This window comes from Citrobacter farmeri (assembly GCF_019048065.1).
GTDB lineage: Bacteria > Pseudomonadota > Gammaproteobacteria > Enterobacterales > Enterobacteriaceae > Citrobacter_A > Citrobacter_A farmeri.
Window position 1 is genome coordinate 1,486,936 of sequence record NZ_CP077291.1, and the last position, 15,453, is coordinate 1,502,388.

Consider the following 15,453-nt stretch of genomic DNA (forward strand, 5'->3'; position numbering starts at 1 on the left):
GGACACACTATGATCTATCCTGATGAAACAATGCTTTATGCACCGGTAGAATGGCAAGATTGCTCCGAAGGCTACACCGACATTCGCTATGAGAAATCTACCGACGGTATTGCAAAAATCACCATTAATCGTCCGCAGGTGCGCAACGCATTCCGTCCTCTGACCGTCAAAGAGATGATCCAGGCGCTGGCGGATGCCCGCTACGACGATAACGTGGGCGTGATTATTCTGACTGGCGCAGGCGATAAAGCCTTCTGTGCCGGGGGCGACCAGAAGGTTCGCGGCGACTACGGCGGCTATCAGGATGACTCCGGCGTACATCACCTGAACGTGCTGGATTTCCAGCGCCAGATCCGTACCTGTCCGAAGCCGGTAGTGGCGATGGTGGCGGGTTACTCCATCGGCGGCGGCCATGTGCTGCATATGATGTGTGACCTGACGATCGCGGCGGAAAATGCCATCTTCGGCCAGACCGGCCCGAAAGTGGGCTCCTTTGACGGTGGTTGGGGAGCATCTTACATGGCGCGGATTGTTGGGCAGAAGAAAGCGCGTGAAATCTGGTTCCTGTGCCGTCAGTACGACGCCAAACAGGCGCTGGATATGGGCCTGGTCAACACTGTCGTTCCGCTGGCCGAACTGGAAAAAGAGACCGTGCGCTGGTGTCGTGAAATGCTGCAAAACAGCCCGATGGCGCTGCGTTGTCTGAAAGCTGCACTGAATGCTGACTGTGATGGCCAGGCCGGGCTGCAGGAACTGGCGGGTAACGCCACCATGCTGTTCTACATGACGGAAGAAGGTCAGGAAGGTCGTAACGCCTTCAACCAGAAACGTCAGCCTGATTTCAGCAAATTCAAACGGAATCCATAATGCGTAGCGCGCAGGTATACCGCTGGCAGATCCCCATGGACGCGGGGGTGGTTCTGCGCGACAGGCGGTTAAAAACGCGTGACGGACTGTATGTCCGGCTGTACGACGGCGAGCGTCAGGGATGGGGAGAGATCTCCCCCCTGCCGGGCTTCAGTCAGGAAACCTGGGAAGAGGCGCAGACTGCGCTGCTGGCCTGGGTTGACGGCTGGCTGCAGGGAGAAGATGCATTGCCGACAATGCCTTCTGTGGCTTTCGGCGTCAGCTGTGCGCGGGCGGAACTGGAAGATGCCTTGCCAGAGGAGGCGGATTATCGTGCCGCGCCGCTGTGTACCGGGGATCCCGACGATCTGGTGTTACAGCTGGCTGACATGCCTGGTGAAAAAGTGGCGAAGGTGAAGGTCGGGCTGTATGAAGCGGTTCGCGACGGCATGGTGGTCAATTTGCTGCTGGAAGCCATACCGGAACTGCAGTTACGGCTGGATGCTAACCGTGCCTGGACGCCGCTGAAGGCCCAGCAGTTCGCGAAGTATGTGAACCCGGACTACCGCAACCGCATCGCTTTCCTCGAAGAACCGTGCAAAACGCGTGATGACTCACGTGCCTTTAGCCGGGAAACCGGTATTGCCATCGCCTGGGACGAGAGTCTGCGTGAAGCGGATTTTGCCTTTGAGGCAGAAGAGGGCGTCCGTGCGGTGGTGATCAAACCGACGCTGACCGGTTCGCTGGAGAAAGTTCGCGAGCAGGTGCAGGCGGCGCATGCGCTGGGGCTGACGGCGGTGATCAGTTCGTCTATTGAGTCGAGCCTGGGCCTGACGCAACTGGCGCGCATTGCCGCATGGCTGACGCCAGATACCATTCCGGGACTGGATACGCTGAGTCTGATGCAGGCACAGCAGATTCGTCGCTGGCCGGGCAGCACGTTGCCGCTGATTAACGACGACGCACTGGAACGCCTGCGATGACCTTTCCTGACTGGCCGTGGCGTTACTGGCGGCAGGTTCAGGGAGATGCGCCAGCCTTACGCCTGAATGATGACGTACTGAGCTGGCGCGCACTCTGTAACCGGATCGATGCCCTGGCGAGCGGTTTTGCCGCACAGGGCGTCACCGAAGGCAGCGGTGTTATGCTGCGCGCATGGAATCATCCGCAGACCCTGCTGGCATGGCTGGCGCTGTTGCAGTGTGGGGCAAGGATCCTGCCGGTCAATCCACAGCTTCCCCAGTCCTTGCTGGCGACCCTGTTGCCCGATCTCACGTTGCAGTTTGCGCTGGACCTGGAGGGCGAAAATCCCTTTCCCTTTCTGGTCTCGCTGGATTGTCAGGACGCTGATGGCCAACATGCTGTCGACTGGCAACCGCAGCGTCTTAGCTCCATGACGCTGACCTCCGGTTCTACGGGGCTACCGAAAGCGGCGGTCCATACCTGTCTGGCGCACCTTGCCAGTGCTGAGGGTGTGCTGTCGCTAATACCGCTGGCAAAAGAGGATGACTGGCTGCTTTCTCTGCCGCTGTTTCATGTCTCCGGGCAGGGGATTCTGTGGCGCTGGTTAGTGGCCGGTGCGCGGATGACCGTACGGGATAAACAGCCTCTGGAACAGATGCTGGCCGGGTGTACTCATGCTTCGCTGGTGCCGACGCAACTCTGGCGACTGCTGGTAAACCAGACCCCGGTGGCGCTGAAAGCGGTTTTGCTGGGCGGTGCAGCGATTCCGGTAGCGTTAACCGAGCAGGCGCGCGCACAGGGTATTCGCTGCTGGTGCGGTTACGGCCTGACGGAATTTGCTTCGACGGTGTGTGCGAAAGAGGCGGATGGTCTGGCTGACGTCGGTACGCCCTTACCGGGACGCGAGGTCAGAATCGTGAATGACGAAGTCTGGCTGCGCGCGGCCAGTATGGCGGAAGGCTACTGGCGAAACGGTAAACTGGTTCCGCTGGTCAACGACGAAGGCTGGTTCGCCACACGCGATCGCGGTGGGCTGAATGATGGCAAACTGACCATCGTCGGGCGTCTGGATAATCTCTTTTTCAGTGGCGGAGAGGGTATTCAGCCGGAAGAGGTGGAACGGGTAATCGTGACTCATCCTCATGTGCTACAGGCATTTATCGTCCCGATCGAGGATGCTGAGTTTGGTCATCGTCCGGTGGCGGTGGTTGAATATGACGCTGATGTTTCACAGACCGATCTCAGTGATTGGGTGAAAGACAAACTGGCGCGCTTCCAGCAGCCGGTATGCTGGCTCTCTCTGCCCGCAGAACTGAAAAGTGGGGGGATCAAAATTTCCCGACGGGCAATTGTTGATTGGGTGAATGAAACATTAAGAAAACATTAATTTCACTTCGCAATTTTGCCAATTGATGCCCATTGCGACTTTGTTTATCTGCTACTGTGTAACGTTATGTGAACGACCCCGATAAGTAAAGGTAAGCAATGGAATGGCAGGTGAAGAAGTCATGCTATGACAAAACGTCAGGGAAGCATGCATTAGTGTTGAGTGATGCCGGCGGTTCACTGAAAATGATCGCTGAAGTTCAGTCTGACATTGTTGTGAATGCTGGTGACATCCTTTCCCCGCAGAAGGATGCCCTGTATTCCGTCAACCGTGATAATGGGCGGACGGTGAAGATTCTGGATGCCAGGAGCTATACCTGCGATGAGTGGGAGCGCCTGAAAACGATGCTGGTAAAAAAATGAATATCAGCCTGTTTTCCGCTGTGCGGGCAGAAAGATGAACATCAGTCCGGCCATGATACACGATACGCCCAGTAACGCTTTCAGGGAGAATGCGCCCTGCCAGCCGGGTAAGGTAATCGACGCCACCCACACCAGCACATAACTCAGACTGAGCAGCGCGTAAGCCTTGCTCAGCGCGAGGTAATGCAGCGCGTTATGCCAGCAGAAAACCGACAGCAAATAGCCCATTAAGCCCGCGAATAACGCGAGTGTACCGGTATGAACAGAGAACAACGCCGGGATAAACGTCTGCCACTGCGTCATCGACGGCAGGTTTGCCATCGCAAAGCCCAGACCCAGTTGCGCGACGGACGTGATGATCACGCTGCACAGTCCCCACAGTAACCCCATTACGCCGCGCTCCCCAGAATAAAAATACCGCAAATGATTAAAGCGATACCCAGCCAGTGACGAAGTGTCACTGGTTCGCGCCAGATTTTCCATGCCAGCAATGTGACCCAGACAAAATTCAGGCTGAGCATCGGATAAGCAATACCCACAGGAATGCTCTGCAATACCAGCAGCCACAGCACCATCGCCAGGCCGAGGCAGGCGAGTGCCAGCCCCAGCCACAGGGTAAGATGGCGTCTTCGCGTACTGGTTGGCACGCGGAGTGTCGCCTGCTTCTGGCATAACTGCCCCGCAACGCTGAGCAGGCTGGCCATCACTAAAACCAGCCAGATCATTTGGGATGATACTGAATCAGCACCAGACGCCCCTGGTTGTCTATTGTGTCGGCAGGCGGAATGGCAAGGCGGTTGATGTCTTCATCTTTCGCGATGGTGAGCACGAGCGTAATAATCCCCTCCTGACGGTGTTGGCTGAGCCAGTCCGCAAAATCGGCATAGGGAATGAACCGGCCTTTGGCATCGGGATAGTTAAGGCCATATTTCAGTTCACCTGTTTGTCCATACATTAAGATATCGTCCCGCTTCAGACTCCAGGCCAGACCGGCGGCGACCCCCACGCTATCGGTAAGAATGTAGCGGCTTGGCGCCAGGTTTTCTCGGGTCATCTCGACAAAAAACTGCGGCTGCTTGGATTCCATCACCCGATCGGGAACCGAAAAACCAAACAATAACGCCAGCGCCAGCGGGCACAGCGCGGCGTAAACCCAGCGTTTCCCCGTGTTACTCAGCGTATACCAGCCGAAAAAGGTCCACAGGGAAAAAATACCCAGCGAGCAGAAGACTTTGTATACCTCGATGTGCCCCCAGACCGGCGATTTCAGTGGCCCCCACGGCGAGACGATCAGCGTGGCGATGATCCCGACGACACCGAACAGAATATTGATCCAGCTATTGATGCGCAGCGCGGCATAGCCTTTTTCCGCAGCATTCAACCCATATCTTGCCATCAGTATCGCGAGCGGGGCGAAACAGGACAGGATATAAGTGGGTAATTTGCCTTTGGCGATACTGAAGAACACCAGCGGCATCACTACCCAACCGAGCAGATAGAGGGCGCCGCGCGACTCATCGCGCGCCTGCCAGCCGGTTTTTAATGCTCCCGGAAGCAGAGCAAGCCACGGCAGGCTGCCGGCGATCAGCACCGGCAGATAGTACCAGAACGGCGCTTTGTGCTGGGCGTCATCCATCGCGAAACGCTGGATATGTTCGACCCAGAAAAAGTAGTGCCAGAAATCGGGTTCACGCTGGGCGATCGCCAGCCCCCACGGCAGGATGACGGCGACACAACTGATGACCGCTAATCCGCCAAAGAGAAACAGGTCTTTCCAGCGTTTTTGCGCGGCGACCCACGGCAGGACACTGAGCACGGGTACGGCAAGCGCCAGAAAGCCCTTGGTCATGACGCCCATCCCGCAGGTCACGCCCAGCAGCAGGAATCCCACGCTTTTCCCGTGCCAGGTGGTGGCCTGCATCGCCAGCCAGAAACAGCACAGTCCCGCCATCAGCCAGAGCGCGATCAGCGGATCGAGTACCGCGTAAGTGCCGATACCGTAAACAATGAACAACGACAAGAAGATGATGACAGACAACAGCGCGGTACGCGTATCCCGCCATAAGCGCATGGCGAGCCATCCCACCAGCGCGGCGGTTACCAGCGTCGCAAAAATCGCGCCAGCGCGAACGCCGAAATTGTTCGCACCAAACAGCCATTGCCCGATGCTGTTGATCCAGTATCCGGCTATTGGTTTTTCAAAGTAACGCACGCCCAAAAAATGGGGGACGAGCCAGTCACCGGATGCCAGCATCTCGCGACTGATCTCGGCATAGCGCGTTTCATCAGGCTGCCACAGCAGGCGCAGGTTGATGGGGATGATGTACCAGAACGCGATAAGTGCGATCAGTATCTGATAATAACGGGTGTTCTTCATGGTATGACACTCATTGCTTGCTGGCAGCCTAACCATCCCTCTCTTCCCGCGATGTTACCGCGTACAATCGCTCCCGACGGTAAGGTATTGAGATCGGCAGGCAGCAGATCCCCAAGCGGACAGAAGGTGATGCCCGCCTCTGCGGCACGCTGGAGCAAATCCTCAAACTGGCTATGCCAGGCGCCGCCTTCGACTTCGGCATGGATGGTATACACAGGGGTACCGGTGTCCTGCTGCATCCGGGAGAGGATCCAGTCGTTGAAATCCTCTGCCTGAACCTCGCGGCCCACCGCTTCGTCCCACGTGGGCAGCGTGACCGGGATTTGCGGTGTTCCGGGCGAATCAGCCCCGAGAACCGGGCGGAAAGGCATCCTGCCCCGGCAATCGCTGTTGTAACGCAGAGGGAATGCCTCTTTGGCGAGAATCACACGCTGGTCAGCGCGCCAGCCTGCGACGGCGGAACAGGTTACCGGCTGACCGGTGATGGCCTCCAGGGCGGTTATCCCGTGTGAAATATCGGCGATCAGCTGCTGTTCGCTCCACTGAGGGCTCCGGGACTGCCAGGCATGGTGATCCCAGGCGTGCAGCCCCGTTTCATGCAGGCGCGCCGTTTCACGGATAATCTCCGCATTTGCGCGGCCGATTTCCTTCCCAGGCCAGGCGGTACCGGCCAGAAGAATATCCCAGCCGTAAAGGGAAACCGCGTTTGAACGCAGCATCTTCCACAGAAACTGGGGTTTGATCAGGCGCCAGAGATGGCGCCCCATGTTGTCTGGTCCGACACAGAAGAAAAAACTTGCCCGAATGTGGTATCGGCTCAATGACGCTAACAGGCGTGGCACACCGTCGCGGGTGCCACGGAAGGTATCGACATCAATTCGCAAGCCGACTTTTGTCATGATGAATGTTCCGTGAGATCCACACTGCGCAGGAAGAAATCCAGCGTCTCGTCGACCGTTTCGCGCATATCGATGGTCGGTTCCCAGTCCAGGCAACGTTTTGCATTACGGATGTTGGGCTTACGGTGCTCCACATCCTGATAGCCTTTGCCATAATAGCTGCTGCTTTCAACTACCCGTAACCCGGCAAACGGAGGGAAGTGATTGCGCAGTGGATGTTTGTCGAAACTCTCCAGCAGCATTTCCGCCAGTTCCTTGATGCTGGCTTCGTTTTCCGGGTTACCGATGTTGATAATTTCACCATCACAGCGGCCCCCAGCGTTTTCGATAATCCGGTATAACGCTTCGATGCCGTCACGGATATCCGTAAAGCAGCGCTTCTGTTTACCCCCTTCAATCAGCTTGATCGGCGATCCCTCGACCAGATTGAGGATCAACTGCGTAATGGCGCGCGAGCTACCAATTCGCGCGGAATTCAGGCTGTCCAGTCGCGGTCCCATCCAGTTGAACGGACGGAAGAGGGTAAAGCGCAGCCCTTCTTTTTCGCCGTATGCCCAAATGACGCGATCGAGAAGCTGTTTGGACACCGAATAAATCCAGCGCGGTTTGTTGACCGGCCCGACAATCAGATTCGAACTGTCCTCATCGAACACGTTGTCGGTACACATTCCGTAAACTTCGGAGGTTGACGGGAAAATAATGCGCTTACGGTATTTCACGCAGTAGCGAATGATTTTCAGGTTTTCTTCGAAATCCAGCTCAAAAACGCGCAGCGGGTTGCGGGTATACTCAATGGGGGTGGCAATGGCTACCAGCGGTAGCACCACGTCGCATTTTTTTACGTGATACTCGATCCATTCAGAATGAATGCTGATGTCGCCTTCCACAAAATGAAAACGCGGGTGGTTGAGGAAGCGACCAATTGCGTCGCTGCCGATGTCCAGACCATAGATTTCATAATGGTCCTCGCGTAACAGACGTTCGGTAAGATGGTTGCCAATGAAACCATTTACGCCGAGGATCAGCACGCGGGTGCGGCGTTTGCTGGCAGCCAGCGATGGGGTGTTTAAACGAGAACCCGCAACCAGACCGAGGATTTGTGCTAACTGCGCGCCTTGCACCGTGATGCCGTTGCCAGCCTGTCCTGTCACCACTTCCAGCGCGCCTTCGGAACAGGCGATCAACAGCGGGGAGACGGAGATGACAGTACCCGGTTGCGCGGTCTGGTTCTGAGCGTGGACGCGGGATGACCAGATGGTGAATTTCTGCGTACCGGAATAGCTAAACGCACCCGGCCAGGGCGCCGCCACCGCCCGCACCATGTTGTGCAGCGTCGTTGCCGGTCTGTTCCAGGTCAGGAAGCTGTCTTCGGGCGTGCGGCGACCAAAGTACGTCGCTTCGCTCTCGTTTTGTTGAACGTCGTGTGTCTCTTTTCGTTCGATGGCCGGTAATGCTTGTTCCAGCACCCGCCGTGCAGTCTGGCAAAGCTTATGATGTAACGTAAAGGCCGTGTCGTCAGACGAGATGGCGACGCGCTGTTGCGCGACAATAGCACCCGCATCGGCGCGTTTCACCATGCGATGCAGCGTCACGCCGGTTTCGCTTTCGCCATTCACCAGCACCCAGTTCAGCGGGGCGCGACCGCGATATTTCGGCAGTAGCGAACCGTGCAGATTGAACGCGCCTGCCGGTGCCAGCGCCAGAATCGCATCGCAAAGCAGATGGCGATAGTAGAAAGAGAAAATAACGTCGGGAGCGAGTTGACTGATGCGCTCGGCCCAGATCGGATGATTGACGTCATCGGGGGCATAGACCGGGATCCCTGCGTCAGCCGCCAGGCGAGAAACGGATCCAAAAAACGCGTTTTCTCCCGGATTATCCGCATGCGTAAAAATGGCGGCAATGTCATAGCCGGCGTCGAGCACGGCCTGAACGCCCAAACATCCCATATCGTGATACGCGAAGACGACGGCTTTCATTGTTGGTTTTCCTTTGTTGAATGCAGGCTTTCCGGATGAATAACTTGCTGGACGAAATAGCGGGGACGGGCGCGTACATCGTTGTAAATTCGACCGATATACTCGCCGAGTAATCCCATGCCGATGAACTGTGCGCCGATAAAGGTAAACAGAACGGCAAACAGCATGAATACCCCTTCTGCCGCCCATTGTGGCCCCAGCGTCAGGCGGAGGATGACGAGGAGAATCGACAGGGTAAAGCCGGTGACGGCAATGACGCTGCCCAGCAGGCTCAGCATGCGCAGAGGCGTTGTTGTCAGACAGGTCACCAGGTCGTACATCAGGTTAATCAGCCGCATAAAGCTGTATTTGGAGTCGCCAAATTCACGTTCAGCGTGATGAACGGGGATCTCCGTGGCGCGTCGGGCAAAGATATTCGCCAGAATCGGGATAAAGGTGCTGCGCTCATGGCAATGCAGCATGGCATCGATAATGTGACGGCGGTAAGCGCGAAGCATGCAGCCATAGTCACCCATCGCTTTGCCCGTGGTTCTCTGAATCAGATGGTTAATCATCTTCGAGGCTGTCTTGCGAAACAGACTGTCCTGACGATTCTGGCGCACGGTGCCGACCACGTCATATCCTTCGTCGGCTTTTGCCACCAGACGTGGGATCTCTTCCGGCGGGTTTTGCAGATCGGCATCGAGCGTAATAATCAGGTCGCCGGTGACGTGGCTGAATCCTGCCATGATGGCGGAATGCTGCCCGTAGTTGCGATTCAGTAAAATCGACACGACGTGGCTGCCTTGCGCTTCGGATGCGTCGATCAACAACTGTGCTGAGCTGTCGCTGCTGCCATCATCAATCAACAGGATCTCATAATCTTTTCCCAGACTCTCGCAGGCCGCGGTGGTTCGCCTGAGCAGTTCCGGCAGGCTTTCCTGTTCGTTGTAGACAGGGATCACCACCGATACTTTCGTAATCGGAAGGGCTTCAAACATGGTTATTTTCCTGCAATCTGGCGAAGGGCGGTAATAACGCGAGCGGTATCCGCTGGGGTCATATCGGGAAACAGCGGTAGCGAGCAAATACGCGCGCTGTTCCATTCGGTATTGGGGAGCGACAGGGCGTTGAAGCGTTCGCGGTAATATTTCTGCGTGTGTGCCGCGCGAAAATGCAAACCGGTGCCGATCCCCTGGGCTTTGAGCGCCTCCATCAGCCCGTCGCGACTGATGCCGCACCGCTCTTCGTCGGTGCGAATGATAAACAGATGCCAGGCATGAACGTGGGGCCACGACGGCAGACTCAGCGGCTGAAACGGAAGATCGGTCAGCGCGCGCTGGTACTCTTGAGTGATGGCGGCCCGTCGATGGTTGAATGTCTCAAGCTTATTCAACTGAACCAGGGCCATCGCCGCGTTAATGTCGGTCAGATTGTATTTGTACCCCGGCGTCAGAACCTCTGCCTGGGGCGCACGACCCCAGGTCTGGCGGTCATAGGCATCCACGCCGAGTCCGTGGAATTTCAGCATACGCAACTGCCGGGCGAGTTGATCATCATCGGTGACGATGAGTCCTCCCTCTGCGCAGGTGATATTCTTGATGGCATGAAAGGAGAAGATGGCGGTGCCCCGTGCTCCGACGTGGCGATCCTGATAATAAGTGCCGACCGCGTGCGCGGCGTCTTCAATAACGGCAATACCGTGACGTTCCGCGAGGGCGTAAATGGCATCCACATCGGCGGGGGCCCCCGCGTAATGGACGGGAATGATGGCTTTAGTGCGCGGGGTAATGGCGGCTTCAATGTGTTCAGCGGTGACCATCAGCGTGTCGCGGTCGACATCCACCATCACCGGGGTTGCCCCCAACAGCACAATCATGTTCAGTGTGGAAACCCAGGTCATTGACGGAGTGATGACTTCATCACCTGCACCGATTCCCAGCGCCATGAGAGCAATATGCATTCCTGCTGTGGCAGAACTAACGGCAATGGCGTGGTGGTTTCCCGTCAACTGGCAGAACGCCTCTTCCAGTTGCTGATTTTTCGGGCCGGTCGTAATCCATCCAGAATCGAGAACCGCTTTGATAGCGGCAAGTTCTTCCGTACCTACCGCCGGACGAGAGAAAGGCAGAAAATCAGACATTATATTTCCTTCAGCCATTTGGATACTGCAAACCTCTTATTTATTGCGTTATAAACAGGAGGCTAAATGAGGATTATCCAGTGATAACCGAATAGTAGTATCTGAATATTAAATTAACCTTAAGAATTTAACGTTAAGGAAATATATGCTTTTTTAACCACGTTGCATTTGCAATGGCCGAGATTTTCGGGCATTTTCCCCCATAAACGATCATGCCTTTCATTAAGCGGTACGCCGCAAGGTTATATTTATTTTTGCCGGTATCAAGTGGGGTTTAATGTGTTCGTATTGTCCCAATATTTCGTTAAATACAAAAAATATACGGTTATTCTCTTATCGGCATTAGCGATCATGGTGGGGCTGGGCAGTCATTTCGCCTGGAGTAGCAACGGTCTACCGAGAATCGATACCCGTACCCTGGAGGTATTGGCAAAACAGCATCCGGTGGTGGTGCTGTTTCGTCATGCTGAGCGCTGTGACCGGTCAGATAATGCCTGTCTGTCGGACAAAACCGGCATCACTGAGTATGGGGCGAAACAGGCTCGCGCGCTGGGCACCTCGTTTAGTAAAGAGATTAAAGACTACGATCTGTATGCCAGCGATACGGTGCGCACCATTCAGTCAGCAACCTGGTTTTCTGCGGGTAAAAAACTGACGGTTGATAAAGGCATGCATGCCTGTGGGCGGGGAACGGGGCAGGCCATTGAGCGCTTAGTAAATAAGTCGGAAAATAAAGACGTGGTTATTTTTACTCACAATCATTGTCTGACCTATCTGGCCAAAAATATGCGTGGCGTAAAATTGACGCCAGATTATCTGGACGGTCTGGTGATGCATGTTGATAAGGGAAAACTCTATCTTGACGGTAAACTGGTATCGCCTTAATCGACATCATGAATAAAAGATGACAGCCGCTGTAGCTGTCATCAGACTTTATAATAACCCTTTCAGGGTTAAGGTTTTCACTGTCGCAACGTTTAAATCGTATTTCGGTAAATCTTCCGGCTTGACCCAGGCAAACGCCTTGAACTCTTCATTGATATGCACTTCGCGATTGGCGGCGGTGCAGTCAAAAATCAGGTAAATCATATAAATTTCTTCCTGACTGCCATCGGGGTAGGTTTTAGTGCGGATATCGTCACTGAAGGTCCAGGGTTTGATGTCAGTCAGAACCAGCGCTGTGCCCAGTTCTTCGCGAATCTCACGGCGCAGGGCCTCTTCAATACGTTCTCCCGGCTCAACGCCACCGCCAGACAGCGCCCATTGACCCGGGAAAACCCCTCGATCGTCGGCCATCTGGCACAGGAGATAACTTCCCGCATTCTGTATTAAGGGGCAAACAATAGTCCTTTGACGCACGGTAATGTTCCTTGAAGCAGAGATAGAGTTAGCAGGGAAAAGTTTATCCCCTGGGAACATCAGATAACATGTTTATTTTATATTCATATGAGAAATGCACTGTGAGGGATAGTAATGAATAATAAATGATTCCCGGACGTTCCCAGGGGCGGTAAGGAGGATTAGTGATTCTCTTCTCGCTCTCTGTCGGTATTATTTGCTTACAAAACGTCAGGCGATCGCTTTTTTAGCTCATTGATTCCTTTGGTGCGGGCAGTACAATTCCGCAGCTTTGGGAAACTTTATGTATTTGCTTGCTGGAAAGGGTAAAAATGAAGAAAAGCGTATTATTTGGAATAGCTGGAATGCTGTTCGTTTCTGCTTCCGCGAGTGCAATAAGCGTCAGCGGTCAGGCGGGTAAAGAATATACCAACATTGGCGTCGGGTTAGGTACGGAGTCTACCGGACTGGCCGTGAGCGGTAACTGGATGCATAGCGATGATGACGGTGACGCTGCGGGTCTGGGACTGGGTCTGAATATTCCACTTGGTCCGCTGCTGGCGACCGTAGGCGGTAAAGGGATCTATACCAACCCGAACGACAGTGATGAAGGTTATGCGGCAGCTGTTGGTGGTGGATTACAGTGGCCGATAGGCGACAGCGTTCGCCTGTTCGGTGAGTATTACTACTCTCCGGACTCATTATCCAGCGGCATCCAGAGCTATGAAGAGGCGAATGCTGGCGCACGTTTGACGATCATGCGTCCGCTTAGCGTGGAAGCCGGGTATCGCTACCTGAATCTGGCGGGTAAAGACGGCAATCGCGATAACGCCATTGCGGACGGCCCATACGTTGGGGTCAACGCCAGCTTCTGACTCCGGTGGCGCGATCTCCTGTCGCGCCACTTTTATTCCCTTCAGGATATTTCTCTGCCACGTCACTTCCCCCTTTGCGTTATAGTATTTTCATCATAAAAGCAGGAGAACACGATGTTAAACGTGGAGATGTTATCCACCGGGGATGAAGTGTTGCACGGGCAAATCGTCGACACGAATGCTGCCTGGCTGGCCGATTTTTTCTTTAATCAGGGATTGCCCTTATCGCGCCGAAATACGGTGGGCGATAACCTCGACGACCTGGTCGCTATTTTGCGCGAGCGAAGTCAACATGCTGACGTTTTGATCGTCAACGGCGGCCTGGGTCCGACCAGCGACGATCTCAGCGCGCTGGCTGCGGCGACGGCGAAAGGGGAAGGACTGGTTCTGCACGAGGCCTGGCTTGCCGGGATGGAGCGATTCTTCCGGGAACGCGGCAGGGTGATGGCCCCCAGTAACCGTAAACAGGCTGAACTGCCCGCCAGCGCCGAATTTATCAATAACCCTGTTGGCACCGCCTGTGGTTTTGCCGTACAGCTTAATCGTTGTCTGATGTTCTTTACGCCAGGCGTACCGTCAGAATTTAAAGTGATGGTGGAACATGAGATCCTGCCGCGTTTGCGTGAGCGTTTCTCTCTCACCGAGCCGCCGCTGTGTCTGCGTCTGACCACCTTTGGTCGTTCGGAAAGCGATCTGGCGCAGAGCCTCGACTCGCTTTCATTACCGGAAGGGGTGACCCTGGGTTATCGCTCATCGATGCCGATTATCGAGCTTAAACTGACCGGACCGTACGCTCAGCGTGAGGCGATGCGCAGTCTGTGGCTGGAGGTTAAGCGTGTTGCCGGGCAAAGTCTGATTTTTGAGGGCACCGAAGGACTTCCTTTGCAAATAGCGCGTGAGTTGCAGAAAAGGCAGCTTAGCCTGACGTTGAGCGAGCAGTTCACCGGCGGGCTGCTGGCATTGCAGCTTTCCCGCGTGGGGGCGCCGCTGTTGGCCAGTGAAGTGGTGCCTTCGCAGGAAGAGACGCTCGCGCAGACCGCGCACTGGACGTCGGAACGGCGCGGCAAACATTACGCCGGACTGGCGCTGGCGATCTCCGGGCTGGAAAACGATCACCTGAACTTTGCGCTGGCGACCCCGGATGGGACATTTGCTCTGCGCGTCCATTTCAGCGTGACCCGTCACAGCCTGGCGGTACGTCAGGAGGTTTGCGCGATGATGGCGCTTAACATGCTGCGTCGCTGGTTTAACGAACAGGATATTGCCAGCGAGCATGGCTGGATTGACGTGGTTGAATCCCTGACGCTGTAGTCTTCAATCGCCCGATGGCGCTGTGCTTCTCGGGCTGATTCTCTTTTTGTCCAACCTGTTGTACTCCCCACGAAAAAATCCGTGACTCACCTCGCATTTTTGCACGTAATTTCTCCATTCTGTTGGAAGAAAGACGCGACATGACGCGCTTCACAAATTTACCCGCCATGACCGATCACACTGATTCCAGTATCTCAGACTGGAGTCCAGTATGTTGGAATCAAGCAAAGTCCCGGCGCTCACTCGCGCCATTGATATTCTGAATCTGATTGCACGGATTGGCCCTTGCAGCGCCGCCACGATCATTGAAACGCTGGGCATTCCCAAAAGCACGGCTTACCTGCTGTTGAGTGAACTGAAGCGTCAGCGGTTTATCAGCGTCGATCATCAGGAGAACTTTTGTCTGTGGACCAAGCTGGTGGAACTTTCCGGCCATGCGCTGAGCAAAATGGATCTGCGTGAACTGGCGCGCCCACGCCTGACGCAACTGATGGATGAAACCGGACTGCTCTGTCATCTGGGGATTCTCGACCATGAAAGCGCGTATTACATCCTGAAGGTGGAATCGTCTTCGACCATCAGCGTGCGCTCCCATGAAGGGAAAAGCCTTTCGCTGTATCGCTCTGGCATTGGTAAATGTCTGCTGGCGTGGCAGCCTGCCGCCGTGCGCAACGCTATCATTGAGCAACTGGTGTGGGAGCAGGCGACCCCCACCACGATCACCCAACCTGAGCAACTCAGTGATGAACTGGAGCGCATCCGCCAGCGTGGCTGGAGCTTTGATAACGGAGAAGATTATCCGGACGTGCGCTGCGTTGCGGCCCCCATTTTTAATGCTAATAACGAACCCGCCGCCGCCATCTCGGTGGTCGGCACCCGCTTAGAAATCAACGAAGAGAATCGTGATTATCTTGCCGGCAAAGCCATTGCCTGCGCGAAGGATATTTCACGTCTGTTGGGATGGAAAAGTCCCTTCGATTCACTCGCATCATAA

16 protein-coding genes are annotated in these 15,453 nt (G+C 55.2%); 8 read left to right on the forward strand and 8 right to left on the reverse strand.

Features of this window, described 5'->3' with window-relative positions:
* The first annotated feature begins 9 nt into the window (after nt 1-9).
* The 4 genes from menB (at nt 10) to pmrD (ending at nt 3,558) form a co-directional block, all read left to right on the forward strand.
* On the forward strand, nt 10-867 hold the full coding sequence (gene menB, locus I6L53_RS06975; RefSeq protein ID WP_042317824.1) for a 1,4-dihydroxy-2-naphthoyl-CoA synthase: 858 nt from the start codon (nt 10-12) through the stop codon (nt 865-867).
* Nucleotides 867-1,829 (forward strand): o-succinylbenzoate synthase, encoded by a 963-nt coding sequence (gene menC / locus I6L53_RS06980; RefSeq protein WP_042317826.1) that lies wholly within the window; start codon nt 867-869, stop codon nt 1,827-1,829. Before menB ends, menC begins: the two co-directional genes overlap by 1 nt.
* The gene (menE, locus tag I6L53_RS06985; protein WP_042317828.1) at nt 1,826-3,196 is read left to right on the forward strand and encodes an o-succinylbenzoate--CoA ligase; all 1,371 of its coding nucleotides are present in this window, start codon (nt 1,826-1,828) and stop codon (nt 3,194-3,196) included. Before menC ends, menE begins: the two co-directional genes overlap by 4 nt.
* A gap of 110 nt (nt 3,197-3,306) precedes the next feature.
* The gene (gene pmrD / locus I6L53_RS06990; RefSeq protein ID WP_378078175.1) at nt 3,307-3,558 is read left to right on the forward strand and encodes a signal transduction protein PmrD; all 252 of its coding nucleotides are present in this window, start codon (nt 3,307-3,309) and stop codon (nt 3,556-3,558) included.
* 3 nt (nt 3,559-3,561) lie between these two features.
* Here the strand turns inward: pmrD and arnF are convergent, their stop codons facing one another.
* From arnF to arnB, 7 genes are read right to left on the reverse strand one after another with little or no spacing between them, the layout of a single operon-like run.
* Nucleotides 3,562-3,948: a 4-amino-4-deoxy-L-arabinose-phosphoundecaprenol flippase subunit ArnF gene (gene arnF, locus I6L53_RS06995; RefSeq protein ID WP_042317831.1), complete on the reverse strand. Its 387-nt coding sequence runs from the start codon at nt 3,946-3,948 to the stop codon at nt 3,562-3,564.
* Nucleotides 3,948-4,283: a 4-amino-4-deoxy-L-arabinose-phosphoundecaprenol flippase subunit ArnE gene (arnE, locus tag I6L53_RS07000; protein ID WP_042317833.1), complete on the reverse strand. Its 336-nt coding sequence runs from the start codon at nt 4,281-4,283 to the stop codon at nt 3,948-3,950. The genes arnF and arnE overlap by 1 nt, the downstream gene beginning before the upstream one ends.
* Nucleotides 4,280-5,935 (reverse strand): lipid IV(A) 4-amino-4-deoxy-L-arabinosyltransferase, encoded by a 1,656-nt coding sequence (gene arnT / locus I6L53_RS07005; protein WP_042317834.1) that lies wholly within the window; start codon nt 5,933-5,935, stop codon nt 4,280-4,282. Before arnT ends, arnE begins: the two co-directional genes overlap by 4 nt.
* On the reverse strand, nt 5,932-6,834 hold the full coding sequence (gene arnD, locus I6L53_RS07010) for a 4-deoxy-4-formamido-L-arabinose-phosphoundecaprenol deformylase (protein WP_042317835.1): 903 nt from the start codon (nt 6,832-6,834) through the stop codon (nt 5,932-5,934). The genes arnT and arnD overlap by 4 nt, the downstream gene beginning before the upstream one ends.
* Nucleotides 6,831-8,813, reverse strand: a complete 1,983-nt coding sequence (gene arnA / locus I6L53_RS07015; RefSeq protein WP_042317836.1) for a bifunctional UDP-4-amino-4-deoxy-L-arabinose formyltransferase/UDP-glucuronic acid oxidase ArnA — start codon at nt 8,811-8,813, stop codon at nt 6,831-6,833. Before arnA ends, arnD begins: the two co-directional genes overlap by 4 nt.
* Nucleotides 8,810-9,793 carry an undecaprenyl-phosphate 4-deoxy-4-formamido-L-arabinose transferase gene (arnC, locus tag I6L53_RS07020; protein WP_042317838.1) on the reverse strand — a complete coding sequence of 328 codons (984 nt, stop codon included), beginning with the start codon at nt 9,791-9,793 and terminating at the stop codon, nt 8,810-8,812. Before arnC ends, arnA begins: the two co-directional genes overlap by 4 nt.
* Nucleotides 9,794-9,795: 2 nt before the next feature.
* Nucleotides 9,796-10,935 (reverse strand): UDP-4-amino-4-deoxy-L-arabinose aminotransferase, encoded by a 1,140-nt coding sequence (gene arnB / locus I6L53_RS07025; protein ID WP_042317839.1) that lies wholly within the window; start codon nt 10,933-10,935, stop codon nt 9,796-9,798.
* Nucleotides 10,936-11,214: 279 nt separating this feature from the next.
* Between arnB and I6L53_RS07030 the strand changes: the two genes are divergently transcribed.
* The gene (locus I6L53_RS07030; protein ID WP_042317840.1) at nt 11,215-11,820 is read left to right on the forward strand and encodes a histidine phosphatase family protein; all 606 of its coding nucleotides are present in this window, start codon (nt 11,215-11,217) and stop codon (nt 11,818-11,820) included.
* A 48-nt stretch (nt 11,821-11,868) separates the two neighbouring features.
* Here the strand turns inward: I6L53_RS07030 and nudI are convergent, their stop codons facing one another.
* A complete protein-coding gene (gene nudI, locus I6L53_RS07035; protein WP_042317842.1) occupies nt 11,869-12,294 on the reverse strand; it encodes a nucleoside triphosphatase NudI in 426 nt (141 codons plus the stop codon).
* Nucleotides 12,295-12,605: 311 nt separating this feature from the next.
* Between nudI and I6L53_RS07040 the strand changes: the two genes are divergently transcribed.
* From I6L53_RS07040 to I6L53_RS07050, 3 genes are all read left to right on the forward strand, one after another.
* A complete protein-coding gene (locus tag I6L53_RS07040; RefSeq protein ID WP_042317844.1) occupies nt 12,606-13,148 on the forward strand; it encodes a YfaZ family outer membrane protein in 543 nt (180 codons plus the stop codon).
* Nucleotides 13,149-13,262: 114 nt separating this feature from the next.
* Nucleotides 13,263-14,459, forward strand: coding sequence for a nicotinamide mononucleotide deamidase-related protein YfaY (locus tag I6L53_RS07045; protein WP_042317845.1), 1,197 nt, complete (start codon nt 13,263-13,265; stop codon nt 14,457-14,459).
* A gap of 211 nt (nt 14,460-14,670) precedes the next feature.
* Nucleotides 14,671-15,453, forward strand: a complete 783-nt coding sequence (locus I6L53_RS07050; RefSeq protein ID WP_042317847.1) for an IclR family transcriptional regulator — start codon at nt 14,671-14,673, stop codon at nt 15,451-15,453.

What these genes read in the sequence shown, in the direction of transcription:
- menB (WP_042317824.1), top strand. Translation starts at nt 10, where the DNA reads ATGATCTATCCTGATGAAACAATGCTTTATGCACCGGTAGAATGGCAA.
- menC (WP_042317826.1), top strand. Translation starts at nt 867, where the DNA reads ATGCGTAGCGCGCAGGTATACCGCTGGCAGATCCCCATGGACGCGGGG.
- menE (WP_042317828.1), top strand. Translation starts at nt 1,826, where the DNA reads ATGACCTTTCCTGACTGGCCGTGGCGTTACTGGCGGCAGGTTCAGGGA.
- arnF (WP_042317831.1), bottom strand. Translation starts at nt 3,948, where the DNA reads ATGGGGTTACTGTGGGGACTGTGCAGCGTGATCATCACGTCCGTCGCG.
- arnE (WP_042317833.1), bottom strand. Translation starts at nt 4,283, where the DNA reads ATGATCTGGCTGGTTTTAGTGATGGCCAGCCTGCTCAGCGTTGCGGGG.
- arnT (WP_042317834.1), bottom strand. Translation starts at nt 5,935, where the DNA reads ATGAAGAACACCCGTTATTATCAGATACTGATCGCACTTATCGCGTTC.
- arnD (WP_042317835.1), bottom strand. Translation starts at nt 6,834, where the DNA reads ATGACAAAAGTCGGCTTGCGAATTGATGTCGATACCTTCCGTGGCACC.
- arnA (WP_042317836.1), bottom strand. Translation starts at nt 8,813, where the DNA reads ATGAAAGCCGTCGTCTTCGCGTATCACGATATGGGATGTTTGGGCGTT.
- arnC (WP_042317838.1), bottom strand. Translation starts at nt 9,793, where the DNA reads ATGTTTGAAGCCCTTCCGATTACGAAAGTATCGGTGGTGATCCCTGTC.
- arnB (WP_042317839.1), bottom strand. Translation starts at nt 10,935, where the DNA reads ATGTCTGATTTTCTGCCTTTCTCTCGTCCGGCGGTAGGTACGGAAGAA.
- I6L53_RS07040 (WP_042317844.1), top strand. Translation starts at nt 12,606, where the DNA reads ATGAAGAAAAGCGTATTATTTGGAATAGCTGGAATGCTGTTCGTTTCT.
- I6L53_RS07045 (WP_042317845.1), top strand. Translation starts at nt 13,263, where the DNA reads ATGTTAAACGTGGAGATGTTATCCACCGGGGATGAAGTGTTGCACGGG.
- I6L53_RS07050 (WP_042317847.1), top strand. Translation starts at nt 14,671, where the DNA reads ATGTTGGAATCAAGCAAAGTCCCGGCGCTCACTCGCGCCATTGATATT.